The sequence below is a fragment of the Chryseobacterium sp. G0201 genome (assembly GCF_003815655.1).
Taxonomy (GTDB): Bacteria; Bacteroidota; Bacteroidia; order Flavobacteriales; family Weeksellaceae; genus Chryseobacterium.
The window spans coordinates 4135058-4159895 of sequence record NZ_CP033917.1 but is presented as its reverse complement, the minus strand read 5'-3'; the positions used below and the strand labels follow the sequence as shown (position 1 = coordinate 4159895).

General features: G+C 33.8%; 24 protein-coding genes. 12 read left to right on the top strand and 12 right to left on the bottom strand.

Annotation, left to right across the window (positions count from 1 at the left end; all coding sequences use genetic code 11):
* Positions 1–161 precede the first annotated feature (161 nt).
* The 5 genes from EG348_RS18570 (at position 162) to EG348_RS18550 (ending at position 5332) form a co-directional block, all read left to right on the top strand.
* Complete coding sequence (locus EG348_RS18570) at positions 162–3095, top strand: reprolysin-like metallopeptidase (protein ID WP_123984449.1); 2934 nt, start codon at positions 162–164, stop codon at positions 3093–3095.
* A 391-nt stretch (positions 3096–3486) separates the two neighbouring features.
* A complete protein-coding gene (locus EG348_RS18565) occupies positions 3487–3954 on the top strand; it encodes a nucleoside triphosphate pyrophosphohydrolase family protein (protein ID WP_123984448.1) in 468 nt (155 codons plus the stop codon).
* 1 nt (position 3955) lies between these two features.
* Positions 3956–4522 (top strand): TlpA family protein disulfide reductase, encoded by a 567-nt coding sequence (locus EG348_RS18560; protein ID WP_123984447.1) that lies wholly within the window; start codon positions 3956–3958, stop codon positions 4520–4522.
* Positions 4523–4525: 3 nt separating this feature from the next.
* Positions 4526–5131 carry a DUF4230 domain-containing protein gene (locus EG348_RS18555; protein WP_123984446.1) on the top strand — a complete coding sequence of 202 codons (606 nt, stop codon included), beginning with the start codon at positions 4526–4528 and terminating at the stop codon, positions 5129–5131.
* Between the two features lie 12 nt (positions 5132–5143).
* The gene (locus EG348_RS18550; RefSeq protein ID WP_123984445.1) at positions 5144–5332 is read left to right on the top strand and encodes a hypothetical protein; all 189 of its coding nucleotides are present in this window, start codon (positions 5144–5146) and stop codon (positions 5330–5332) included.
* 68 nt (positions 5333–5400) lie between these two features.
* On the opposite strand, the gene leuB is transcribed toward EG348_RS18550, so the two are convergent.
* The 4 genes from leuB to EG348_RS18530 form a co-directional block, all read right to left on the bottom strand.
* Entirely contained in the window at positions 5401–6525 is a 1125-nt protein-coding gene (leuB, locus tag EG348_RS18545; RefSeq protein WP_123984444.1) for a 3-isopropylmalate dehydrogenase, read from the bottom strand.
* The gene (gene leuD, locus EG348_RS18540) at positions 6506–7111 is read right to left on the bottom strand and encodes a 3-isopropylmalate dehydratase small subunit (protein WP_123984443.1); all 606 of its coding nucleotides are present in this window, start codon (positions 7109–7111) and stop codon (positions 6506–6508) included. Before leuD ends, leuB begins: the two co-directional genes overlap by 20 nt.
* Before the next feature lie 89 nt (positions 7112–7200).
* The gene (leuC, locus tag EG348_RS18535) at positions 7201–8586 is read right to left on the bottom strand and encodes a 3-isopropylmalate dehydratase large subunit (protein WP_123984442.1); all 1386 of its coding nucleotides are present in this window, start codon (positions 8584–8586) and stop codon (positions 7201–7203) included.
* A gap of 30 nt (positions 8587–8616) precedes the next feature.
* Positions 8617–9780 (bottom strand): 2-isopropylmalate synthase, encoded by a 1164-nt coding sequence (locus tag EG348_RS18530; RefSeq protein WP_123984441.1) that lies wholly within the window; start codon positions 9778–9780, stop codon positions 8617–8619.
* Positions 9781–9927: 147 nt separating this feature from the next.
* Here EG348_RS18530 and EG348_RS18525 point away from each other — a divergent pair, with 147 nt between their 5' ends.
* Positions 9928–11472, top strand: coding sequence for a hypothetical protein (locus tag EG348_RS18525; protein ID WP_123984440.1), 1545 nt, complete (start codon positions 9928–9930; stop codon positions 11470–11472).
* A 38-nt stretch (positions 11473–11510) separates the two neighbouring features.
* On the opposite strand, the gene EG348_RS18520 is transcribed toward EG348_RS18525, so the two are convergent.
* Positions 11511–12485: a dipeptidase gene (locus tag EG348_RS18520; protein ID WP_123984439.1), complete on the bottom strand. Its 975-nt coding sequence runs from the start codon at positions 12483–12485 to the stop codon at positions 11511–11513.
* Between the two features lie 140 nt (positions 12486–12625).
* Here EG348_RS18520 and thrS point away from each other — a divergent pair, with 140 nt between their 5' ends.
* Positions 12626–14545, top strand: coding sequence for a threonine--tRNA ligase (gene thrS, locus EG348_RS18515; protein WP_123984438.1), 1920 nt, complete (start codon positions 12626–12628; stop codon positions 14543–14545).
* Between the two features lie 100 nt (positions 14546–14645).
* Positions 14646–15146, top strand: coding sequence for a translation initiation factor IF-3 (infC, locus tag EG348_RS18510; protein ID WP_175549546.1), 501 nt, complete (start codon positions 14646–14648; stop codon positions 15144–15146).
* 104 nt (positions 15147–15250) lie between these two features.
* Here the strand turns inward: infC and EG348_RS18505 are convergent, their stop codons facing one another.
* Positions 15251–16552: a glycoside hydrolase family 5 protein gene (locus tag EG348_RS18505; RefSeq protein ID WP_123984437.1), complete on the bottom strand. Its 1302-nt coding sequence runs from the start codon at positions 16550–16552 to the stop codon at positions 15251–15253.
* Between the two features lie 270 nt (positions 16553–16822).
* Here EG348_RS18505 and rpmI point away from each other — a divergent pair, with 270 nt between their 5' ends.
* From rpmI to EG348_RS18485, 4 genes are all read left to right on the top strand, one after another.
* Positions 16823–17020, top strand: a complete 198-nt coding sequence (gene rpmI / locus EG348_RS18500; protein ID WP_072406970.1) for a 50S ribosomal protein L35 — start codon at positions 16823–16825, stop codon at positions 17018–17020.
* Positions 17021–17136: 116 nt separating this feature from the next.
* Positions 17137–17481 carry a 50S ribosomal protein L20 gene (rplT, locus tag EG348_RS18495; protein WP_054508924.1) on the top strand — a complete coding sequence of 115 codons (345 nt, stop codon included), beginning with the start codon at positions 17137–17139 and terminating at the stop codon, positions 17479–17481.
* Positions 17482–17584: 103 nt separating this feature from the next.
* A complete protein-coding gene (locus EG348_RS18490) occupies positions 17585–18760 on the top strand; it encodes a M28 family peptidase (protein WP_123984436.1) in 1176 nt (391 codons plus the stop codon).
* A gap of 104 nt (positions 18761–18864) precedes the next feature.
* The gene (locus EG348_RS18485; protein WP_123984435.1) at positions 18865–20037 is read left to right on the top strand and encodes a M28 family peptidase; all 1173 of its coding nucleotides are present in this window, start codon (positions 18865–18867) and stop codon (positions 20035–20037) included.
* Positions 20038–20079: 42 nt separating this feature from the next.
* Here the strand turns inward: EG348_RS18485 and hisIE are convergent, their stop codons facing one another.
* Genes hisIE through hisC form a run of 6 tightly spaced genes read right to left on the bottom strand, consistent with a single transcriptional unit; the run spans position 20080 to position 24837 of the window.
* Complete coding sequence (hisIE, locus tag EG348_RS18480; RefSeq protein WP_123984434.1) at positions 20080–20667, bottom strand: bifunctional phosphoribosyl-AMP cyclohydrolase/phosphoribosyl-ATP diphosphatase HisIE; 588 nt, start codon at positions 20665–20667, stop codon at positions 20080–20082.
* Positions 20661–21416, bottom strand: a complete 756-nt coding sequence (gene hisF, locus EG348_RS18475; protein WP_123984433.1) for an imidazole glycerol phosphate synthase subunit HisF — start codon at positions 21414–21416, stop codon at positions 20661–20663. The genes hisIE and hisF overlap by 7 nt, the downstream gene beginning before the upstream one ends.
* Positions 21409–22131 (bottom strand): 1-(5-phosphoribosyl)-5-[(5-phosphoribosylamino)methylideneamino]imidazole-4-carboxamide isomerase, encoded by a 723-nt coding sequence (gene hisA / locus EG348_RS18470; protein ID WP_123984432.1) that lies wholly within the window; start codon positions 22129–22131, stop codon positions 21409–21411. The genes hisF and hisA overlap by 8 nt, the downstream gene beginning before the upstream one ends.
* Before the next feature lie 2 nt (positions 22132–22133).
* A complete protein-coding gene (hisH, locus tag EG348_RS18465) occupies positions 22134–22712 on the bottom strand; it encodes an imidazole glycerol phosphate synthase subunit HisH (protein ID WP_123984431.1) in 579 nt (192 codons plus the stop codon).
* Positions 22713–22714: 2 nt separating this feature from the next.
* Positions 22715–23812 carry a bifunctional histidinol-phosphatase/imidazoleglycerol-phosphate dehydratase HisB gene (gene hisB, locus EG348_RS18460; RefSeq protein ID WP_228414778.1) on the bottom strand — a complete coding sequence of 366 codons (1098 nt, stop codon included), beginning with the start codon at positions 23810–23812 and terminating at the stop codon, positions 22715–22717.
* Entirely contained in the window at positions 23812–24837 is a 1026-nt protein-coding gene (gene hisC / locus EG348_RS18455) for a histidinol-phosphate transaminase (RefSeq protein WP_123984430.1), read from the bottom strand. The genes hisB and hisC overlap by 1 nt, the downstream gene beginning before the upstream one ends.
* Between the last annotated feature and the right edge of the window lies 1 nt (position 24838).

The following is a 24838-nucleotide window of genomic DNA, read 5'->3' as shown; positions in this document are numbered from 1 at the left end:
TGCGTGTGCTATTTTCTTTTTTTGAGATAATGTATTTTAAGTCTAATTCAATGTATTACATAATAAATTAAACATATTATCATAAATTTTCTTAAAAAAATTAGTTTTTCATTATAAAATTTTCATTAGCTTTGATATCCCACAATCAAAATAATATTTATATGAAAAAACAGTTATCAATGATTGGAATGCTTCTTATCACAGGCATTTCTTTCGCTCAGACAGATCGTCTTTGGTCTGAAGGCTCAAAAAAAACAAATTCAGAAGTCTTCGAAAACAAGAATTTCGTTACTAATCCTAAGGTCTACAGCCTTGATATTAACGGTTTAAAAAATGTATTGGCCAAAGCTCCTAAAAGACTGGCTGCTGGTGAAAAATCCATGATCATTATTTCTTTCCCGAATTCAGAAGGGAAAATGGAAAACTTTAAGGTAAAAGAAAATTCAAACTTTGATCCTCTATTAGCTGCAAAGTATCCTGATATCAAATCTTACGTTGGCGAAGGTCTTGATGATCCAAATTCTACAGTTTATTTCAGTATTTCTCAATTAGGATTATCTTCCATGGAAATTTATGGAGATAAATCTGCCGTTTTCATTGAGCCTTACACAAAAGATCTTTCTACTTATGTTGTTTACAAAAAATCAGATAAGAAAGATGATCTTAATAAATTTGAATGTACGGTAATTGACGTTGCTCAAAAAGGTGTTATCAATACAAGTAATCTTGCAGCAAGACCCAACGCTGATGATGCTAAATTAAGAACATTCAGATTAGCACTTTCAAGCACAGGAGAATACACAGCTTATTTCGGCGGGACAAAAGCAAACGCCTTAGCCGCAATGAACAACACAATGACTCGTGTAAACGGAGTTTTTGAAAAAGATTTTGCAGCAAGAATGGTTCTTATCGCTAATAATGATGCGGTAATTTACACCAACGCTTCTACAGATCCCTACTCTGCTGCTTCAGGAATGAGCAGCTGGAATTCTCAGCTTCAGTCAACTTTAACTTCTGTAATTGGTGAAGCAAATTACGACATCGGTCACTTATTCGGAGCTTCCGGAGGTGGCGGAAATGCAGGTTGCATCGGTTGTGTTTGTACAAACGGTTCAAAAGGCAGCGGTTATACTTCTCCGGCAGATGCAATACCGTCAGGAGATAATTTCGATATCGATTATGTAGCTCACGAAATGGGTCATCAATTCGGAGGAAATCACACTTTTTCTCATGCTAATGAAGGAACTGGCGTGAATATGGAACCGGGCTCTGGATCAACCATTATGGGGTATGCGGGAATTACCGCTCAGGATATTCAACCTCATTCAGATGCATTTTTCCATGCAGTGAGCATTCAGCAGATCACTAATAATATTAAAGCTAAAACCTGTCCTGTAAGTACTTCAACAGGAAATTCAATCCCAACAGCTAACGCAGGTTTAGATTATACAATTCCAAAAGGAACTCCGTTTATGCTGACAGGAACTGGAACTGATGCCAACGGAGATTCATTAACTTATGTTTGGGAGCAAATGGATAATGCTTCTTCTTCCCAAACAGGAGCAAGTTCTGCGGCAAGTGCTACAAAAGCAACAGGTCCTACTTTCAGATCTTGGACTCCAACCACTTCACCTGTAAGATATTTCCCAAGAATGGCTTCAGTTTTAACAGGAGCAACAACAACCGCAGGTTCGGAAATCACTGTGGAGGCTTTATCTAATGTAGCAAGAAGTTATAACTTCAGATTTACAGTTCGTGACAACAGAGCCGGAGGTTCAGGAAATAATTCTGATGATGCTGTTATGACAGTTAACGGAACGGCCGGACCATTCAGTGTAAGTTCTCAAAACTCAGCAACAACGTATACAGGAGGAACTTCTCAAACCGTAACATGGAACGTTGCAGGAACTACCGCCAACGGTGTGAACGCTGCAAACGTAGATATTCTTTGGTCTACCAACTCAGGAACAACATGGACTACTCTATTGGCAGGAACTCCAAACGACGGAACTCAGGCTGTAGTTATTCCAAATGCTGCAACAACAACTGGAAGAATTATGGTAAAAGGTTCAAATCATATTTTCTTTGACATAAATAATGCAAATATTACAGTAAATGCGGGTTCGGGAAGTGGTGATGTAATCGCTCCTACGGCTCCTACTTTAGCAGCTTCAGGAACTACTTCTACAAGTACAAATCTTTCTTGGTCAGGTGCAACAGATGCGGTTGGTGTTACAGGTTATGATGTGTATCAGGGAGTTTCATTGATAGGTTCTACGGCTTCAACTAGTTATACAGCGACAAGTTTAACGCCATCAACAACTTATAGTTTCTCAGTTAAAGCAAAAGATGCAGCTGGAAATATTTCAGTTGCAAGTAATTCCGTGAGCGTTACAACGTTAGCAGGAAGTTCTGTGAGCTACTGTTCAGCAACTTCAACAAATACAGCTGACGAGAGAATCGGTAATGTAAAATTCGGAACAATCAACAATACTTCTACAGGAACTGCAGGTTACGAAAACTTCACGGCTGTTTCTACCAATGTAACAAGAGGAAGTGCTTACACTGTTTCTGTAACTCCGGTTTGGACATCAACGGTTTACAGCGAAGCTTATGCAGTTTATATCGATTACAACGGTGATGGTGACTTCACAGACAGCGGAGAATTAGCTTGGTCTAAAACAGGTTCCACAACAACTCCAGTAACCGGAAGTATTACAATTCCGGCAACTGCAACGGTGGGAACCACCAGAATGAGAGTAATGATGCAGTATAATTCCGTTCCAACATCATCTTGTGGTTCATATACTTACGGACAGGTTGAAGATTATACGCTAAATATTGTTTCTTCAGGAAGAGGAGATCTATTAGATACTAAAGATTTAATGACAGACATTAAATTATATCCAAATCCTGTAAGAGATATTTTAAATGTTTCAAATACAGCTTCAGAAGATTACAAAATCTTCGATATGGGTGGAAAACTAATTAACTCAGGAAAACTTCAAAGAGGATCTGTAAATGTGAGCAGTCTTGTGAAAGGTGCTTACATGATCCAGATCGGTGAGATCTCAAAAAGATTCATCAAAAACTAAATAACCTTCATCAAATTAAACTTTGAGATAAAAGGCTGTTCATTTGGGCAGTCTTTTTTTATGGGTAATGAGTAATTTTGATTATGAATTATGAATTATGAATTATGAATTATGAATTATGTGTGTTAAATTTCAATATCACAATTGTCAGCATCAATAGGAATGGGCTTTAGCCCGTTTACAACAAAGAAAATCTTCATTCAGCTTTAGCCAAAACTTAATTTTTCAATGTTTTTAACTCTCTATTTCATGTCAGAAGCATCTCAACTTTAATTTTAAAGCTAAAAAATAAATTCTACATTCATTCAATAACAAAACGTGAAAAACTAATCTCTAATTTCTAGCTTCTAACTTCTAAAAATTTTATCTTTGCTCTAAATTTAAAAATTTCATGGATAAAATTGACAGCCTGAACCAAGTAGCAGAATTCCACACAACTTTCAAAGCACCTATTTTAGATACACCACAAATTCCTTCCCCGGAAAGATGCAACCTTAGAGTTGAGCTTTTACAGGAAGAATTAAATGAATTGAAACAAGCGATCGCAGATAATGATATTGTAGAAATTGCAGATGCACTTTGCGATTTACAATATGTTTTGAGTGGTGCGGTATTAGAATTTGGACTTGGCAGCAAATTTGTAGAGCTATTCAACGAAGTTCAGCGTTCTAATATGTCTAAAGCTTGCGATAATGAAGAACAGGCACAGGAAACGGTTGAGTTTTATAAAGCAAAAGAAGTTGAGTCTTTCTATGAAAAATCTGGAGAAAAATTCAATGTTTACAGACAGGCAGACCATAAAGTATTGAAAAACAAATACTACTCTCCTGCCGATTTAAAAACAATTATCGAAAAATAATATGAAAAAAATAATCACAAATGTTGTTACCATTTCATGTTTGGTTTTGGCAACTCAACAGTTCAGCGCACAAAAAGTAGTGGTGAATCGTGAAGTTGAAACTACGAAAGATGGCAAAATGCTTCTGGGAACTCAAACAAAAGAGCAATTTACAAAAGCCCCTTACGCAGAATGGTATGTGAAAGAGCATGACGAATATGCAATTGATCAAAAAGCGATCAGTGAACTTAAAAAAGATAAAATAAATTCTTACAGTATCACTGTTTTCATGGGAACCTGGTGCGAAGACAGCCATAGAGACTTTCCAAGATTAATGAAAATTTTGGAAGAAGTGAAATATCCTGAAAGCAAATTAACTATTATTGCCGTAAACCGTAAAAAAGAATCGCCTTCAGGAGAAGAAGGGCTTTATAATATTCAGAAAGTTCCTACCATTATTGTTCAAAAATACGGCAAGGAAGTTGGAAGGATTATAGAAATGCCTACAACCGGTTATATTGAAAGAGACTTGGTTGATATCTTGAAAAAAGACGACAAATCTGTAATAAAAGAAATATTTAAAAAATAGATATTGAGAAATAATAGAATAATATTACCATTTTTAGCCGGAGTTTCCATCATGTTGCTTCTGTTCTTTGGTCTTAAATCTTGTTTAAATCTTACAGGAAAAACGGAAAAATCAGATTATTACATTCTGACAAACCAGATTTCTAAAATGAATAAAATGGTTGTATTGGAGCAAGATGTTTCTTCAATGCAAAAAACCAAAATGGGTTATGAGGTATTTGGTAGTGAAGTTTCGAGCAACAGCATTATAACTTATACAAAGACGAATGCGCAAGTTTCTTATGATCTGAACAAAATGAAAATGGAGGTTGATTCTATTAATAAAAAACTGATTATTACAGAATTACCTAATGCAGATATAAGAATCACGCCAAGTGTTGAAATACAGTCTCTTGACGACTCTTTTTTCAATAGAATTTCTGAGAAAGACATTAAAAATGTAACTCAAAAGGCAAAAGATGCTGCGATGAAATCTATTGATCAAAACAAGCTAAGAAACGAAGGACGTCAACAATTAATGGAAAATCTTAATAATATTTTCGTTTTGGCAAAGGCTTTGAATTATACTATAGAAGACAAAACAGGTCAGCTAGGTATTTTAGGACTTTAAAAATGAAAAGCTATGGATAATTCAAAAAACGATAACAAAAAGAAAGAATCTGCCAATTCTTCAGAATCAAAAAAGCAAAATCAGGATTTTCCTGATATTCCTGTTTCTTCGAAAAAAACAAATCCGCCTGATATTGATAAAGAAGACATTCAAAAAGCTTCTAAAAACAAAACAGGAAAAACGGATAATACAGATCAATAAAATTAAAAGTCTGCTTCGAAAGAGGCAGACTTTTGTTAAAAAAAAAATAATATCAAACGTATAGTATTCTACACGATAGTAGACTTTCCGATTTTAATATTCTCAAAATTGTAATATGTTTTTTCAGAATATTTAATATAATCAACAATAAAATCTCCTACTTCACTCGTAGAATAGGATTGTTTAGAATTAAGATCGGCAGTAACATATTTGCTTTCAATTGCATGCTCTACAGATTCTCTTAATTTATGAGCTGCATCTTCTAATTTTAAATGATCCAACATCATAGCAGCGCTCAAGATAGAAGCAATAGGATTTGCAATTCCTTTTCCTTTAGCCTGCGGATAAGAACCATGGATCGGCTCAAATAAAGCATTCGAATTTCCAATGGAAGCTGATGGCAGCAATCCTATTGAACCTCCAATAACACTTGCTTCATCAGAAATAATATCTCCAAACATATTCTCCGTTAAAATAACATCAAACTGTTTCGGATCAAGAATCAACTGCATTGCCGCATTATCTACAAACATAAAATCTAATGTAACATCGGGATATTCTTCAGAAATTTCTTTACACACTTTTCTCCATAATCTGGAAGTGTCCAAGACATTCGCCTTATCGATAAGGGTTACTTTTTTTCTTCTTTTTTGTGCATCCTTAAAAGCTAAGTGAGCAATCTGAGTAATATCTTCCCTGTTGTACCTGCAGACATCATAGGCATAAGCTCCATTTTCTTCAGTAAATTTTTCACCAAAATAAATTCCGCTTATCAATTCTCTGTAGATCTGGATATCCGTTCCTTCAATAATTTCCTGTTTCAATGGACTTTTTGAGATGAGTGAAGAATATGTTTTCAAAGGTCTGATATTGGCAAAAAGACCTAACTCTTTACGAAGTTTTAGAAGTCCTTGCTCCGGTCTTACTTTCGCATCAGGATTATTATCAAACGAAGGATCACCGATAGCTCCAAAAAGAACAGCGTCAGAATCTTTACAAAGTTCCAGAGTATCGTCAGGCAATGGATTTCCTGTTTTAAAAATAGCATCAGCGCCAATCATTCCATATTTGAAATCGAAGCTGTAATTGAATAAGCTGCCGATCGCATTCAATATTTTTACACTCTCATTGGTTACTTCCGGACCAATTCCATCTCCGGGAAGTACCGCGATTTTAAAATAATTTCTGCTCATAATATTTGTGTTTTAGTTCAAATTCCTGTATCGCCTGTTTTTTGCTGATTAAAAAATCAATATCGTCATAGCCATTTAATAGGCATATTTTTTTATAAGAATCAATTTCAAAAATTTCTGTTTTGTTTTTAAAAGTGATCGTTTGTTTTTCTACATCAACGGCAATTTCACTTTCAGGATTTTTTGTGATCTCAGTTAAAATTTCTTTTAAAAATTCTTCTGAAACTTTTATGGGAAGCAATCCGTTGTTCAGAGCATTTCCTTTAAAAATATCCGCAAAAAAACTTGAAAGCACTACTTTGAAACCATAATCCGTCAAAGACCATGCCGCATGTTCACGGCTGCTTCCACATCCAAAGTTATTGCCAGCAACAAGAATTTCTCCGCTGTATTTTGAATTATTTAAAACAAAATCAGGATTTGGCTCATTCGTATGAACATCATATCTCCAGTCTCTGAAAAGATTATCTCCAAAACCCTTTTTATCGATACTTTTTAAAAATCTTGCGGGAATGATCTGATCCGTATCTATATTTTCCATCGGCATAGGCACCGCACGCGATTGTAATCTAACTAGTTTTTGCATTGGTTTATCGTAAGTGAAAATGAAAACTGTTTTTAAGAATATCATGAATCTACATTTATAAAACAGCATTCTCTCTCATTATTTGTTTTTTAATTTAAATTTTCAAAAATTGAAATTCGTCCTTCAATGGCAACTTTTGCGGCAGTTAAAGGACTCGCTAAAATGGTTCTCGCTCCTTGTCCTTGTCTGCCCTCAAAGTTTCTGTTTGACGTTGAAACACAGTACTCGCCTTCCGGAATTTTATCGTCATTCATCGCGAGGCACGCAGAACATCCCGGTTGTCTGATCTGGAAGCCTGCCTCATTGAAAATTTTATCAAGTCCTTCTTCATAAATCTGCTTTACTACCTGTTGAGATCCCGGAACAATTAAGGCCTGAACCTGCTCTGATTTATTTTTTCCTTTAATGTATTGAGCCGCAGAACGGAAATCTTCAATTCGTGCATTGGTACAACTTCCAATGAAAACGTAATTTACTTTAATATCAGAAAGTAGCTGACCTGCTTTTAAGCCCATATATTTCAGAGCTTTCACTTCTGATTCATTTTGAGGAACAGGAATCGTTTCATTAATTGAAATTCCCATCCCTGGATTGGTTCCGTAAGTGATCATTGGGTGAATCTCTGAAGCATCAAATGAATATTCTTTGTCGAAAACAGCCTGATCATCAGTTTTCAACGTCTTCCAATATTTTACTTTTTCTTCCCATTCTTTGTCTTTCGGGGCAAAAGTTCTTCCTTTTACATACTCGAAAGTAGTCTCATCCGGAGCAATCATTCCGCCTCTGGCTCCCATTTCGATGCTCATATTGCAGACCGTCATTCTTCCTTCCATCGACATTTCTTCAAAAACATTTCCGGCATATTCGCAGAAATAACCCGTTCCGCTGTCTGTTCCAACTTTTGAAATGATATATAAAATCACGTCTTTAGGCTGAACATTTTTATTCAATTCACCGTTAACGGTAATCCTCATTGATTTAGGCTTATTCAATAATAAGCACTGACTCGCAAAAACCTGTGCCACCTGGCTTGTACCAATTCCAAATGCGATTGCTCCGAAAGCTCCGTGTGTTGACGTATGACTGTCTCCGCAAACAATACTCATTCCGGGTTGTGTAACTCCTAATTCGGGAGCTATAATGTGAACAATACCCTGATATTGATGCCCTAAACCATATAATTCAATATGATTTTTTTTACAGTTTTCCGTAAGTTGCTCTACTTGATTTCTTGAAGATTCATCTCTGATCGGCTGATCCTGATCCAATGTCGGAACGTTATGATCTGCGGTCGCAACAATCTGTTTTGGACGGAATACTTCCAGATTTCGAGCTTCCAATTCAGCAAAAGCCTGTGGACTTGTCACCTCATGGATCAAGTGTTTATCTATGTATATAATTTGAGGGCCGTTTGGGATCGTTTCCACAACGTGAGCGTCCCAGACTTTATCAAAAAGTGTTTTATAATTGTTCATTTAAAGGTCTATTAATTTGAAATGAGAGGTCTATCCTATTTTTCTGGTAACTTTTTCGATAATTGCATTTAAATCATCGTTTTTAACTTCTTTTTTCATGTCGGCAATTTTCAAAAACTCCTCATATAAAAAGTCAAGCTCGTTTCTAGTAACATCAAAACCAATATGTTTGAATCTGTACGCTAAAGCAGAACGTCCACTTCTGGCTGTTAAAATAATTGATGACGCATTTACACCCACTTCTGCTGGGTCAATAATTTCGTAAGTTTCCCGGTTTTTAATGACCCCGTCCTGATGAATTCCTGAGCTGTGAGCAAAAGCATTACTTCCAACAATCGCTTTGTTGGGCTGTACAGGCATTCCCATCAGATCAGAAACCAGAATACTCATTGAGTTGAGCATTCTGGAGTTGATATCAGTATGTAATTTTAAATGTGAATGTTGTTTCAAGACCATTACCACTTCCTCCAACGCTGTATTTCCTGCTCTTTCACCTAAACCGTTAATCGTACATTCAATTTGTCTGGCACCATTGATTACCCCTGAAATAGAGTTAGCAGTGGCTAATCCCAAATCATTGTGGCAGTGGCAGGAAAGTATCGCTTTGTCAATTCCTTTTACATTTTCTTTTAAATATTTGATCTTCTCACCATATTCTTCAGGAAGGCAATAACCTGTTGTATCAGGGATGTTAAGTACTGTTGCACCTGCTTTGATAACTTCCTCACAAACTTTTGCTAAATAGTCGTTATCTGTTCTTCCTGCATCTTCTGCGTAAAATTCTACATCTTCCACAAAGGTTTTCGCATATTTTACAGCATTAACGGCACGTTCTATAATATCTTCCCTATTTGAGTTGAATTTATATTGAATATGAGAATCCGACGTTCCTATTCCTGTATGAATTCTCGGTCTTTTGGCATATTTCAGCGCTTCTGCCGCAGTTTCAATATCTTTTTTGTTGGCTCTTGTCAATCCGCAAACTTTTGCGTTTTTTATTAATTTTGAAATTTCTGAAACAGAGTGAAAATCTCCGGGACTTGAAATTGGGAAACCAGCCTCAATAACATCTACTCCAAGCTCGTCCAGTTTTTCGGCAATAACTAATTTTTGCTCTGTATTTAATTTACAGCCAGGGACTTGCTCTCCATCACGCAATGTGGTATCAAAAATTTCAATTTTTTCGGAATTCATAATGAAGTTTTTTACTTAATTTTGATTCAAAACTAAAGATTGAATCGTTCTTTGATTTTGATTTTTTCAAAAAAATACAATACTCAAACAATGAAGATTTAAACACAAGAAATTAATAATCAAATAATTATATCACTAAAATCTACAATGGCAGAATTACAAAAAGATTTTTTATTTGTACTTATTAAATCATTAACAACTTCCGAAAAACGACAATTTAAGCTCTATGTTAATCGCCTGGGAATTAATATCGATGCAAAATTTCTGTTACTCTTTTCAGAATTGGACAAAATGAATGAATATGATGAAAGCATTATCATAGGAAAAAAGATTTCTACGAAACAGCAACTTTCTAATCTTAAGGCTCATCTCTACAAACAGCTTTTGGTAAGTCTGCGCCTGAATCCCAGTCACCAAAATTTTAGAATTCAGCTTCGTGAACAATTAGATTTTGCCAATATTCTTTATCAGAAAGGACTTTACAAACAGGCTTTAAAAATATTAGACAAAACCAAGCAAACAGCTCTGGAATTAGATGAAAAAAGTATCGCTTCAGAAATTATCGACCTTGAAAAAGTAATTGAATCACAATTTATTACACGAAGTATTGCAGGAAGAGCGGAAGAGTTGATCAGGCAATCTAATGCGGTAAGCAAGCAAAACCAATATACAACGCAACTTTCTAATCTTTCATTGAAATTATACAGTGAAATGCTTACTCATGGCTATGTAAAAAATGATAAAGATCGAGAAGAAATCTTAGAAATATTTAATTCACAGATCAAAAATATAAAACCTTTTAAACTTAATTTCACCGAAAAATTATGGTATTATAAGGCTCATGTTTGGAAGAACCAGTTGTTGCAGAATTATAAATATACTTTAAAATATGCCTATCAATGGGTTGAATTATTTCATCAAAATCCTGAAATGATCGCAAGTCATCCCGTTTGGTATATTAAAGGAAACACATATCTTCTTAAAATCCTTTTCCTTTATGGTAATATTGATGTGTTGGAGAAACAGTTTGAGCACTTTAACAAAATGGTTCAGTCACAAATTTTTGTACAAAACGAAAACCTGCAGTCTCTTATTTTTCTTACGCATTACAACACATTGATGAATATTCACTTTATAAAAGGTGAATTTTTCACGGGAACTAAACTTATTCCGGAAATAGAGCTGAAGATGGATAAGCTTCGCGATAAAATTGATGAACACCATTTTATGATCCTTTATTTAAAAATGGCTGCCATGTTTTTTGGAAGCAAGAAATATGAGGAATCCATGTTGTACTCTATGAAGATTATCGAATCTAAAGGAAGTGTTCAGGAGGATTTGTTGTTCCATACCAGAATTCTTATTTTAATGTCAAAATACGAATCAGGAAATGATGAAGATTATGACGAATTTATAAAAGCTACCTTAAAATTTGCGCTTAAAATGAAAAAACCGGAAGAATTTCATTTTGAAAGCATTGCGTTTTTTAAAAATCTTAATGATTTGGTTTTGAATAAAAGACAGGAAGCTTTTGAATCATTTAATAAAAAACTGGATGCATTTTCTACAAATGAATATTACAGAAGATCATTATTATATATTGATATTCATGGTTGGGTGCAATCTAAAGTTCAGCAAATAGATGTGATAGAAATTATAAAAAGGAGGGTAAGATATAAAAGGTTAGGCTAAAAATGGCGGTTTAAAATCATAAACCACCATTTTAAAAGCTATTCCCATAGTTTTTCAATAAAACTCAAAGCGTTTTTATGACTTATTTTTTCCATTATTTCAGTTGAAAAATCTTCTGCTATTCTTTTGTTGATGGAATTATATTTTGTTGCATCTTTAAATTCATCAAAGAAGAAAGGATAACGGGATTGGTCGGGATGATCTTTATCAAAGAAAAAATCTGCGCCGTAAGCAATACAATTTTCTGCTCCAAGATCCAGCCCATATTGAATGTGCTCGTAAAATCTGTCCGGATGGTGGTGATCAATATAATCTTTGATGAAATTAAGTCCTATCAAACCTTCTCTTTTAATAACTTCTTTGACCAATTCATCAGGAAGATTTCTGTTATTTTGATAGACACTTCTGTAATTAGAATGACTCGCAAGAATTGATATATTATAATTTATCTGATCGGTATAATTAAGAATATCATACGCCAATTGATCGCTTGTATGAGCCAGATCGATCGCGATTTTCTTGTCTGCCAGATAATCGATTAAAATTTTTCCGTCTGCTTTTAGACCTGCTTCAGAATTATTTCCGCCTCCGAAACGGTTTTCAGAATGATGGGTAATGCCTATGTATAATACTTTTTGAGTATTTTTTATGATGGTTTCAAGATTTTTAAATCCAACATCCAAATTACTGTCTTCTTCACAAAATGAAGATGCATTTTCAATCGAAGCGAGAACTCCTACCCGATCTTTATTTTCAATATTTTTGTAATTTTCAGTGTCAAAAAGAAAAAAGTCTTCGTTTTTCAATAATTTAGAGAAAATCTCACTTTGTTTTATTCCTTCTGCTGTACTATTCTGTGCTGTTGCAGCATAAATTGCCATCACTTGAAGCTTTATATTGCCTTCTTTTAGGTTTGGTAGTGAACATCTTAATTCTTTATCATCATTTTTTGAATCTGAATTTAATAAATAATATAATAAGTCGCAGTGTAAGTCGATATTTAAGTCATTCATAATGAGAGTATAAATTATTTATAGAAAATTAAAAAAAGTTTTATTTACTTTTCGCATTAAATATTGCTTCAAATATACGTTAATATAGCTTTTTAAATAAAAAATGCGTATTTTTGCAACTTAAAATTTCTTAGTAAACAATGATAAAAATTACACTTCCAGACAATAGCGTCAAAGAATTTGAAGGAGCAGTGACTCCTTTAGATGTGGCAAAATCTATAAGCGAGGGATTGGCTAGAAACACCATTTCCGCAATTGTTAATAACAAACAAGTAGAGATCACCACACCTATAACCACGGATTCTACGGTGCAATTGTTAACCTGGAATGATGATCTTGGAAAGAAAGCTTTCTGGCATTCTTCTGCCCACCTTTTGGCGCAGGCGATCATGGAATTTTATCCTAATGCTAAACTTACAATCGGTCCTGCGATCGAAAGTGGATTTTATTATGATGTAGATTTCGGAGACGAAAATTTATCTGAAAAAGATTTTGAGAAGATTGAAAAGAAAGTGTTGGAAAATGCTAAAAAAGCTTCAACATTCTCATTATACCCTGTTTCTAAAGAAGAAGCATTAAAAACGTATGCAGACAATCCTTACAAAGTTGAGTTGATCTCTAATCTTAATGATGGAGAAATCACTTTTGTAACACACGATAACTTCACAGATTTATGTCGTGGAGGACACATTCCTAACACAGGAATTGTGAAAGCAATGAAGATCTTAAATGCAGCAGGAGCTTACTGGAGAGGAAATGAAAAAAATCCTCAATTAACAAGAGTTTACGGTATTTCTTTCCCTAAACAGAAAGAACTGACTGAATATCTTGAAAGATTAGAAGAAGCTAAAAGAAGAGATCACAGAAAGCTAGGTAAAGAACTTGGAATTTTCGCTTTCTCTGAAAAAGTAGGTGCCGGTTTACCGCTTTGGTTGCCAAAAGGAACTGCTTTAAGAAGAAAATTAGAAAATTTCCTTTCTGATGCTCAGAAAAAAGGAGGTTACGAATTCGTAATGTCTCCACATATCGGTTCAAAAGAATTGTATGTAACTTCTGGTCACTGGGATAAATATGGTGCAGACAGCTTTCAGCCGATCAAAACTCCGAATGAAGGAGAAGAATTTATGCTGAAGCCGATGAACTGCCCTCACCACTGTGAAATTTATAAAACTTCACAATGGAGCTACAGAGATCTTCCTAAAAGATATGCAGAATTCGGAACTGTTTACAGATATGAGCAAAGTGGAGAGCTTCACGGATTAACCAGAGTTCGTGGATTTACTCAGGATGATGCTCACCTTTTCTGTACTCCGGACCAGCTTTCGGAAGAATTTGAAAAAGTAATTGATTTGACACTTTATGTGTTTAAATCTTTAGGATTTGAAGATTTTGTGACTCAGGTTTCGTTAAGAGATCCTGATAACAAAGAAAAATATATCGGTTCTGATGAAAATTGGGAGAAAGCTGAAAATGCAATCATCAATGCTGCTCAAAAGAAAGGGTTGAAAACCGTTGTTGAGTATGGTGAAGCGGCATTCTATGGTCCTAAATTGGACTTCATGGTGAAAGATGCTTTAGGGAGAAAATGGCAACTAGGAACTATTCAGGTAGATTATAACTTACCGGAAAGATTTGATCTTCATTATATCGGAAACGATAACGAAAAACATAGACCGGTAATGATCCACAGAGCACCATTTGGTTCTATGGAACGTTTTATCGCAATTTTATTAGAAAATACTGCCGGAGATTTCCCATTATGGTTAAGCCCTGAGCAGTTCATAATTCTACCAATCAGTGAAAAATATGCAGATTATGCGAAAAAAGTTTCACAATTTTTAGAAAATCACGATATTAGCGGTCAGATTGATAACAGAAATGAGAAAGCGGGTAAAAAAATCCGTGATGCAGAGTTAAACAAGATCCCATTCATGCTGGTTATAGGAGAAAATGAAGAGAGAGATGGCACGATTTCTGTGAGAAGACGTGGAGAAGGAGATCTTGGAGTGATGAAAATGGAAGATTTCGTCAATTATTTTAAAAAAGAAGCGGCAATATAATTATTGCTAAATAGAAAGTTAACCAATAAAATTTAATACAATAGCACAAAGATTTAACAACAGGGGCCCACAAAGACGTCCTGTACAAGAGGACTTACACTTGATCAACGATAAAATTCGTGTGAGAGAGCTTCGTTTGGTGGGCGATAACGTAGAGCCGGGAATTTATCCAATTGATAAAGCAAGACAATTTGCTGCAGAGCAAGAATTGGATCTTGTGGTGATTTCCGATAAGGCAGAACCGTTTATTGCAAGAATATTAGAATACAAAAAATTCTTATATGAGCAAAAGAAAAAACAAAAAGAACTTAAGGCTAAGCAAGTAAAAGTGGTAGTAAAAGAGATCCGTTTCGGACCTCAGACTGATGACCATGATTATGAGTTTAAAAGAAAACATGCTGAAAAGTTCTTGGAAGAAGGTTCAAAATTGAAAACCTACGTATTTTTTAAAGGACGTTCGATTATCTTTAAAGATCAGGGAGAGATTTTACTTTTAAAACTAGCTCAGGAACTAGAGCACGTTGGAAAAGTAGACCAGCTACCTAAACTTGAAGGAAAGAGAATGATTATGATGATGAGTCCTAAAAAACCAGCAAAATAATTTTAATAGATTTGATATCTATTCTTTAAAATATAAACCTCAAAGCAATTTGAGGTTTTTTTAGTTTAATTATTAAAATAACCTACTCTACAGAAAATCTTAGACTAATTTTGTTTTTTTAAGCTATTACTAATTACTTTCCAAAGAGGATTGTTTTTATTTTCTTCATAAAGTTTGATGGGAAATTTACCTTCCTTAATTGTATCCCAGTAAGTCCAATGTACTTTTTTGGTGCCTAACTCGTAATCCATACGATCCCAATTATCTTCTCTGAAGCTATAAAAAGCCCAATGCCATTTATTTTGATCAAAGATTTCTATCATATCATTTAGGTATTTTCCAGCATCAGGATTAGTTCTATAAACTCCAAATTCACCAACTAGAATACGATTGGAAGGGATATTATTCCTTTTTTGAAAATCATTAACAGGCTTTAAAAACTTTATCATTGTTTCTTTATTCCACTCGATACTTTTAGCATCTGCTAACTCTCCTGTAGGGATCATTCCGGGATAATTATATTTACATTTTTCAGCAGTACCGGCTTTAGATGTTTCTCCGGTTTTTGTACCATCGATTTTATTACAATTAGGACGACTGGCATAATTATACGGTTCATATGAATGAAATGAATAAAGGATATTGGGATCATTATTGCCATTTTCATCTTTAATAGCGTCTAAAATCTTAAAAGCCCAAGGTGTAGCAAAGAAACCTGAGTCTAAAACGATAGGAATATCTTTATCTACTTCTCTTATTGCAGAAACCACTTTTTTGTAAAAAAGATTTAAATCTTGCGGAGTTCCTTTGATTTTTTCATTCCATTGCTCGTAATTTTCAGTATACCAATCCTTGAACGGAATTCCTTTGGCTCTTTCCGGAGAAGGCTCATTTCTTATATTTAAAGCCACTATTCCTTTATGATCTTTTAATTCTCTGGCTAATTCTTTCCAAAAAATAATCGCATCATCTTGCGCTTTAAAATCTTCCCAAATTTGTCTTTCTTCTTTTTCTCCTTTACCGTGTTGTGACCATCTTGAATGTGGCAGGCTAAGCATAGTTAGAATTACAGGCACACCTTCTTTATAAGCAATATCTAAGATCGATTTTAAATACTTAATATCTGCTTCATTTGGAGATTTAGCTGGATTATCCTGATCTCCAATTAAAAAATTACCCAATTTATTTTTAGGATTTCCTATTCGCCATTTATTAGGAGCCAGCCTCGCAAAAGATATATTTAACTCTTTGGCTGATCTAAAACGCTCTTGCTTTTCTACTTCATTAAAAAAATTAGTACCCTTTTTTTGATTTTCCCAAAAATCTATTGGTTTATTGTATTGTACAGGCTGTGCAAATAGTTTAGATGAAAATACTAGAGAGAAGAAAATTATTATTTTAAGCATATTATATAACGAACATACCTAGATATTATTATACAATCTAACGATACAATAAGAATTTTCATTATAGGTTGAATGAAAACCCTGCTTATTACACTTTAAATCAAATGATTTTTTTTTCCATTTTTAGTTTGAAGCTAACTTCTCCCTCACAGCCTTAAAAAAACATTTCACATCTCACTTATTTTTTGTAATTTTGCAAACTATTATTCCTATATGTCCTTAGGAATAAGTAATAGAGATATTGATAACAAAACAATAAAAAGCAAAAAAATGCCAAAATTAAAAACGAAATCAGGTGCTAAAAAGCGTTTTAAACTTACCGGAACTGGTAAGATTAAAAGAAAAAATGCTTTCAAAAGCCACATCTTGACAAAGAAAGAAACTAAGCAAAAGAGAAATCTTACGCAAACTTCTTATGTTGCAAAAGTGGACGAAAAGAGCGTTAAACGTCAATTAGCAATTCAGTAGTTTTTATAATCCTTATTCGGTTTATAAGAATAACAATTCAATATTTTAACCCTGAAATGGTGCAGATAAGTGTAATGAAATAGTTTACCGCCCTTTTCAAAAAAACAATTTAAATTATGCCTAGATCAGTAAATGCCGTAGCTTCAAGAGCTCGCAGAAAGAAAATTATTAAGCAAGCTAAAGGTTTTTTCGGTAGAAGAAAGAACGTTTGGACTGTAGCTAAAAATGCCGTGGAAAAAGCAATGCAATATGCTTACCGTGGTAGAAAAGAGAAAAAGAGAAATTTCAGATCACTTTGGATCATGCGTATCAACGCAGGAGCTAGAGAGCACGGAATGTCTTACTCTCAATTTATGGGAGCTCTTAAAAAGAACAACATCGAGCTTAACAGAAAAGTTTTAGCTGACTTAGCTATGAACTATCCTGAGGCTTTCAAAGCTGTTGTAGATCAAGTAAAATAATGTAAAATTTTTTGTTATCAATATAAATCCCGAGTTTTTTGCTCGGGATTTTTTTATTATCTACATTTGCTAAATTATTAAATATTTAAAACTTTATTAAAAAGTGAAAAAATTATCTACTCTTCTACTCCTTTCGTTAGCAACTTGTGGTTTGCAGGCTCAAAGTTTTATTCAGGCTTATCAAAGCAGAGCAAACTTGGTTACTCAAACGAATATTACGACAAACTTGCAGGAGTTTGGAAATTTGGGTGTTAAGACTACAGGATCTGTGGCCAATACGAATGCACTTAACTGGATCAAGAATAAGTACCTGTCTTACGGTTACACAGTTAGCCAGATGGAAGAAGATCCTTTTATGGTAGGAAGTTTAAATTCTAAAAACCTTGTTGTCACAAAAATAGGAACAGTTTATCCTAATAAATATGTGATCATCTGTGGTCACTATGATACGATCACTGGACCCGGGGTAAGTGATAACGGAAGTGGAACTTCGATTATTTTGGAAGCAGCGAGAATTTTAAAAGATGTTCCAACAGAATATTCTGTGAAGTTCATCCATTTTTCAGGAGAGGAACAAGGGCTTTATGGAAGTGATCATTATGCAAACAATGTGGTTTTCAAAAATGGTGTTCGCGAATTAGATATAAGATTGGTTTTCAATATAGATCAGGTTGGTGGTAAACTATCCAACCCGAGCAATTCGATAAAATGTGAAAGTGATCAGGCAGGACAGTCAGGAAATAATGCAGCATCATTGTCTTTTACACAGCAATTGGCAGCTTGTACTACCCTATATTCGCCTTTGCAGACCGTAATGTCTAATGCCTATTCATCAGATTATATGCCTTTTGAAGAGAACGGAGATATTATTACAGGTTTTTACGAAACTCCACAAAGCCATAATGAACATACGGTAAATGACACTTTTGCCAATGTAGATCCTACTTATGTTTTTAAAGTTGGAAAAGCTGCTGTTGGTGCCCTTCAGCATTTTGCGGTTGCTTCAACAACGTTTTTGGGAGTAAATGAGGCTACATCTCAAAGCTCTTTGGAGTCTGTAAAAGTATATCCAAATCCCGCAAAAGATGTTTTAAATGTAGAATTGCCGAAAAAGATCAAAGATTTCAGTCTTGAAATTACAGATCTAAGCGGACGTACATTATTTTCAGTACAAAATCAAACAAAAGTAAATGTTTCAAGTTTGGTTAACGGAACCTATTTATGTACTGTAAAATCAGATAATGAGTCTGTTACAAGAAAAATAATTATTGAAAAGTAAATTTATTACAATAATAAAATTAATTGTCCTGAGTTTTTTGCTCGGGATTTTTTTATTATCTACATTTGCTGAAAATTATCAGAAATTTAATAAACATAAATAAAGTGAAAAAAATTATTACTCTTGTGCTCTTTTCATTGTCAACTTATAATCTACAGGCCCAAAGCTTTATTCAGGCTTATCAGGATCGTGCCAATATGGTTACGCAGACGAATATTACCACCAATTTGCAGGATTTTTCAAATTTGGGAGTTAAAACGACAGGTTCTGTGGCCAATGCAAATGCTTTAAATTGGCTGAAAAATAAGTATGCTTCTTTTGGATATTCTACCAGTCAAATTGTAGAAGATCCGTTTACTTTTAGCGGAACAAGTTCAAAAAACTTAGTGATAACTAAAACCGGAACAGTTTATCCTAATAAATATGTAATTATCTGTGGACATTTCGACAGTATTGTTGGTCCCGGAGTCAACGACAATGGAAGCGGAACATCAATCATTTTGGAAGCAGCAAGAATTTTGAAGGATGTTCCTACGGAATATTCTATAAAGTTTATTCATTTTTCCGGTGAAGAACAAGGTTTGAGAGGAAGTCAGCATTATGCAAATACTGTTGCTTATCAGGGAAGTACTCGTGTTTTAGATATAAAATTAGTTTTTAACCTGGATCAGGTAGGCGGAAAAATGGGAAATAATAACAATACCATTTACTGTGACGAAGATATGGGCGGAAACCCCAATAACACTGCTGCAGGAGTTGCTGCTACTCAGGAATTAGTAACATTAACGGGTCTTTATTCTACTCTTTTAACAGATATTGACGAAGCAGAAGATACAGATTATATCCCTTTTGAAACAAAAGGAGAAGTAATCACTGGTTATTTTGAGTACCAAAGAAGTAACTATCCGCATACAGTAAATGATACTTTTGCCAATACAGATCCTGTTTATATTTACAACGTTGGAAAAGCAACGGTTGGTGCGCTTCAGCATTTTGCGGTGGCAGCTACAACTATTTTAGGAACTAAAGATGTTCCGGTAAATAAATTAGAATCTGTAAAGATCTATCCAAATCCGGCAAAAGATGCTCTTCATATCGAATTGCCCAGCAAAGTGAAAGATTTCAGTTTTGAGATCACAGATTTGATTGGACATACTTTGATTAAAGAAGGAAATAAGACTCAGATTAATACTTCTAGTTTAGCGAATGGAGCTTATATTGGAGTGTTTAAAGCTGATGGGCAGACTGTTGTTAGGAAAGTTTTGATTGAAAGATAAGTATTAATTATAAATATAAACTCGCTTTTTTAGCGAGTTTTTTTATTTATCGCGAGCTTGCAAAACTTCTTCAATTTCTTCTAATGAAAAACCTTTTGCTTTTAATAAAATCAAAAAGTGATACAATAAATCTGCCGCTTCATTTTTAAATAAATCTTCATTATTATCTTTAGCCTCAATCACTAATTCTACGGCTTCCTCTCCTACTTTTTGAGCTACTTTATTAATGCCTCTTTCGAATAGTGAATAGGTATAAGATGATTCTATTTTGTCATCAATTCTTTGAGATATCTTATCTTCCAATTCATATAAAAAGCCTTTTGTTTCTTTTTCTCCGAAACAGCTGAAACTTCCTGTATGGCAAACTACATTTGTAGGAATGGCTTTAATTAAAATAGTATCATTATCACAATCAATTTGAATATTTTCAACCTTTAAAAAATTACCGGACTCCTCACCTTTTGTCCAAAGCCTATTCTTGGAACGGCTAAAAAAAGTTACAATTCCTTCTTTTTTGGTTTTCTCAAAAGCTTCCTCATTCATATATCCCAACATCAAAACCTGTAAGCTTCTGTTATCCTGAATAATTACGGGAACCAATCCGTTTGTTTTACTGAAATCTATTACCATCTTACTTCAATTTTTTGATTTTTTAATTCTCTTTTTAAATCCTGAATGCTTACTTCCCCGAAATGAAAAATACTTGCTGCCAAAGCTCCGGTAGCTTTTGTTTCTTTGAAAACTCTTTCAAAATCTTCTATTTTTCCGGCTCCTCCAGAAGCGATCACAGGAATATTAATGTTTTCTGAAACTGACTTTGTAATTCTTATATCAAAACCGTTTTTGGTTCCGTCTCCATCCATTGAAGTCATTAGAATTTCACCTGCACCTAAAGATTCAGCTTCTTTTGCCCAATCTACTGTTTTTAAATTGGTTATTTCTCGACCGCCTTTTACATGAACCCAATCGGAATTATTGATGAATTTTGTATCAATAGCGACAACGATACATTGACTACCAAATTCTTTAGCCAGATCAGAGATCAATTGAGGGTTTTTCACTGCCGATGAATTGATACTTATCTTATCAGCACCAGCTTCCAACAGTTTTTGTACATCTTGAATAGAAGAAATTCCACCTCCGACAGTGAAAGGAATGCTCAATTCTTTAGAGATATTTTGCACCAATTCAACAAAAGTTTTTCGCTTTTCAATCGTTGCTGTTATATCTAGGAAAACCAATTCATCAGCTCCGTTTTCTTCGTATCTTTTAGCTAATTCTATTGGATCTCCGGCATTTCTTAACCCTTCAAAATTGATTCCTTTTACTGTTGTTCCATCCTTGATATCCAGACATGGAATTATTCTTTTTTTAAGCATTTTTAATAAATTTTTGAAGTTGTTGTAAATCTATTTTTCCTTCATAAATTGCTTTTCCGATAATCGTTCCGGCACAGCCAATTTCTTTCATTTTTTCAACATCTTCAATACATGAAATTCCACCGCTTGCAATTAATTGAACTGAAGTTTTATCTAAAATTTCTTTGTAAAGGTCTGTGGAAGGGCCTTCCAACATTCCATCTTTTGAAATGTCGGTGCATATCACATTCTGAATATCTTTTTCTTGATATTGAAGAATAAAATCAATTACATCTTTATCACTGTTTTCCAGCCAGCCTGAAGTTTTTATTTTTCGGTTGTCACAATCGGCTCCCAGAATAATTTTATCGGCACCATATTTTTGAATTAGTTCAAAACAAAATTCAGGATCTTGGACAGCAATACTTCCAATCGTAATTTGTTTAGCGCCAGAATTGAAAGCAATTTCAATATCTTCCACAGTTTTTAAACCACCTCCAAAATCAATACATAAAGACGTTTCTTTGGCGATACTTTCCAAGACTTTTTGATTAACAATATGCTTAGATTTTGCACCATCTAAATCTACCAAATGAAGAAATTTAATTCCAAAGCTTTCAAACTCTTTGGCAACTTCCACAGGATTTTCATTGTATATTTTTTTTGTACTGTAATCGCCTTTTGAAAGACGAACACATTTTCCGTCAATAATGTCAATAGCAGGAATAATTTTCATACTTACAATTTTAAAAAGTTGTTTAATAATTCATTTCCAATTTTACCGGATTTTTCAGGGTGAAATTGTATTGCAAAGAAATTATCTTTCTGCAAAGACGCACTGAAAGGTAAAATATAATCACAAACAGAAGTCGTATATTCTGATAATTCACAATAATAACTGTGAACAAAATACAGATCATTTTCCTTTTCAATTCCTGAAAATAATGGAGATTTTATGTCTGAAATTGTATTCCATCCCATGTGTGGAACAATGTCTTTTGCAGGAAATTTCTTTACATTAATATCAAAAATCCCTAATCCTTCAGTGTTTCCTTCTTCATTATTTTTACACATCAACTGCATTCCCAAACAAATTCCTAAAACAGGTTGTTTCAAAGTTGGGATCAGTTTATTCAGACCTTTCTCTTTTAATAATTTCATCGTAGAAGAAGCTTCCCCAACTCCCGGAAAAATCACTTTATCAGCTTTTTGAATTAACTCAAAATCATCTGTAATCAAAGATTCCACATTCAATCTGTTCAGTGCATTTTGAACGGAATTGACGTTTCCACCGTTATATTTTATAATTGCAATCATGTTTAAAGGCTTCCTTTTGTAGAAGGTAAATTAAAGTTTTGGTCAGTCTGTTTTACTGCCATTTTTATAGCTTTGGCAAAGGCTTTGAAAATAGATTCTATTTTGTGGTGCTCGTTATCTCCTTCAACTTTAATATTTACATTAGATTTAGATGAATCGGTAAAAGATTTAAAGAAGTGATAAAACATTTCGGTCGGCATATCTCCAATTTTTTCTCTTTTAAAATCAGCTTCCCAAACCAACCAAGGTCTTCCTCCAAAATCTATTGCGACTTGTGCCAGACAATCATCCATCGGAAGCAAAAAACCATATCTTTCAATTCCTTTTTTCTTTCCTAAAGCTTGAAGAATGGCTTCTCCAAAGACAATTCCCGTATCTTCAATAGTGTGATGTTCATCAACCTGCAGATCACCATTCACTTTAATTTTTAAATCTAAATTTCCGTGTTTTGAAATCTGTTCCAACATGTGATCAAAGAAATGTAAACCCGTTGAGATCTCAGAACTTCCCTTTCCATCGAGATTAACTTCAATCTCAATTTGAGTTTCGTTTGTTTTTCTTAAAACTTTCGCTTTTCGAGGTTTTTGCTTTAAAAATTGATAAATTTCAGACCATTTTTCAGTCGTCAACTCAGCATTTTCATTTTGAATTTTATTAATGAAAATAGCTTTTGAACCTAAATTTTCAGCCAATTGAATATCCGTAATCCTATCTCCGATCACATAAGAATTTTGTAAATCATAATCCCCATAAATGTATTTTCCCAACAGTCCAATTCCTGGTTTTCTTGTCAGTAAGTTTTCATGCTCAAAACTTTTATCAATTAAAATATCGTTGAAAATTATTCCTTCATTTTCAAAAGCTTTTAACATTTTTTCCTGAGGTTTAATAAAATTTTCAAAAGGAAAACTTTCCGTTCCCAGACCATCCTGATTGGTGATCATGACCAATTCATAATCCAATTCTTTGGCTATTTTTGAAAGGTTTTGAAAAACATCCGGATAGAATTCCAGTTTTTCTAAAGAATCAACCTGAAAATCTATTGGAGGCTCTATAATTAATGTTCCGTCGCGATCTATGAATAATACTTTTTTCATCATTAAATATTTTTTAAAACAGTAATCAATTGTATATTTTCTTCTCTATTTCCAATATTAATTCTGATACAATTTGGAATTTGAGGAGCTCTTTTGCTTGTTAAAATCTCTTTATCTAAAAGATTTTGATACACTTTTTCAACATCTTTAAATTCAATCAAAAAGAAATTGGTATCTGTTGGAAAAACTTTTTTGATACAGTTTACATTTTCAAATTCATTTTTTAACCATTCTCTTTCTGTAAAAATATTGTCTAAATTTTCCTTGAACTGATCTTGATTCTCAATATTTTTTAAAACAAATTCCTGACTTAAAGAATTGACATTATAAGGAGCTTTAACGGTATTAATCAACTTAATGATTTCTTCACTGGCATAAGCCATTCCCACCCTTGCGCCCGCCATTCCCCACGCTTTTGAGAACGTTTGAAGAATGATAAGATTAGGATATTTATCAAGAAGTTCGAGACTCGATTTTTGATTTGAAAATTCGATGTAGGCTTCATCTACAACGACAATTCCATCGAAATTTTGAATGTAAAACTCAATATCTTCAATACTGTTTCCCGTAGGATTGTTCGGTGAGCATAAAAAGAATATTTTAGGTTGATTTTCCTTCGTAATTTTTAAAAATTTTTCTTTTTTGATTTGAAAATTTTCGTCTAGATCAAGCTTTAGAACTTCATTTTCATTAATTGTTGCATAAAATCCGTACATCGCAAACGAAGGATTCATCATTAAGATTGAGTCTTTTTTAGGCTCACAGAAAATTTTAATAATTAAATCGATCAATTCATCACTTCCATTTCCTACAGCAATTTGATTAGGCGAAATATTTTTAAGTTCTGAGAGTCTGTTTTTAAGTATTTTTTGAGTCGAATCCGGGTAACGGTTACATTCTCCAAACGGACTTTCATTAGCATCCAATAAAATGGGAACGTTGAATTCGTTATGATCTCTAAAACTGATGTAAGGCTGTAATGCTAAAATGTTCTTTCGAACGAAATTATTTAGGGTAAATTGTTTCATT

Excerpts from the sequence above, each read along its gene's own strand:
- hisA (WP_123984432.1), bottom strand. The coding sequence starts at position 22,131 with ATGAAAATTATTCCTGCTATTGACATTATTGACGGAAAATGTGTTCGT.
- EG348_RS18525 (WP_123984440.1), top strand. The coding sequence starts at position 9,928 with ATGGCAGAATTACAAAAAGATTTTTTATTTGTACTTATTAAATCATTA.
- rplT (WP_054508924.1), top strand. The coding sequence starts at position 17,137 with ATGCCTAGATCAGTAAATGCCGTAGCTTCAAGAGCTCGCAGAAAGAAA.
- EG348_RS18565 (WP_123984448.1), top strand. The coding sequence starts at position 3,487 with ATGGATAAAATTGACAGCCTGAACCAAGTAGCAGAATTCCACACAACT.
- EG348_RS18530 (WP_123984441.1), bottom strand. The coding sequence starts at position 9,780 with ATGAATTCCGAAAAAATTGAAATTTTTGATACCACATTGCGTGATGGA.
- hisH (WP_123984431.1), bottom strand. The coding sequence starts at position 22,712 with ATGATTGCAATTATAAAATATAACGGTGGAAACGTCAATTCCGTTCAA.
- leuC (WP_123984442.1), bottom strand. The coding sequence starts at position 8,586 with ATGAACAATTATAAAACACTTTTTGATAAAGTCTGGGACGCTCACGTT.
- hisF (WP_123984433.1), bottom strand. The coding sequence starts at position 21,416 with ATGCTTAAAAAAAGAATAATTCCATGTCTGGATATCAAGGATGGAACA.
- EG348_RS18550 (WP_123984445.1), top strand. The coding sequence starts at position 5,144 with ATGGATAATTCAAAAAACGATAACAAAAAGAAAGAATCTGCCAATTCT.
- hisB (WP_228414778.1), bottom strand. The coding sequence starts at position 23,812 with ATGATGAAAAAAGTATTATTCATAGATCGCGACGGAACATTAATTATA.
- hisC (WP_123984430.1), bottom strand. The coding sequence starts at position 24,837 with ATGAAACAATTTACCCTAAATAATTTCGTTCGAAAGAACATTTTAGCA.
- EG348_RS18520 (WP_123984439.1), bottom strand. The coding sequence starts at position 12,485 with ATGAATGACTTAAATATCGACTTACACTGCGACTTATTATATTATTTA.
- leuB (WP_123984444.1), bottom strand. The coding sequence starts at position 6,525 with ATGAGCAGAAATTATTTTAAAATCGCGGTACTTCCCGGAGATGGAATT.
- EG348_RS18560 (WP_123984447.1), top strand. The coding sequence starts at position 3,956 with ATGAAAAAAATAATCACAAATGTTGTTACCATTTCATGTTTGGTTTTG.
- rpmI (WP_072406970.1), top strand. The coding sequence starts at position 16,823 with ATGCCAAAATTAAAAACGAAATCAGGTGCTAAAAAGCGTTTTAAACTT.
- leuD (WP_123984443.1), bottom strand. The coding sequence starts at position 7,111 with ATGCAAAAACTAGTTAGATTACAATCGCGTGCGGTGCCTATGCCGATG.
- EG348_RS18505 (WP_123984437.1), bottom strand. The coding sequence starts at position 16,552 with ATGCTTAAAATAATAATTTTCTTCTCTCTAGTATTTTCATCTAAACTA.
- hisIE (WP_123984434.1), bottom strand. The coding sequence starts at position 20,667 with ATGGTAATAGATTTCAGTAAAACAAACGGATTGGTTCCCGTAATTATT.
- thrS (WP_123984438.1), top strand. The coding sequence starts at position 12,626 with ATGATAAAAATTACACTTCCAGACAATAGCGTCAAAGAATTTGAAGGA.
- EG348_RS18570 (WP_123984449.1), top strand. The coding sequence starts at position 162 with ATGAAAAAACAGTTATCAATGATTGGAATGCTTCTTATCACAGGCATT.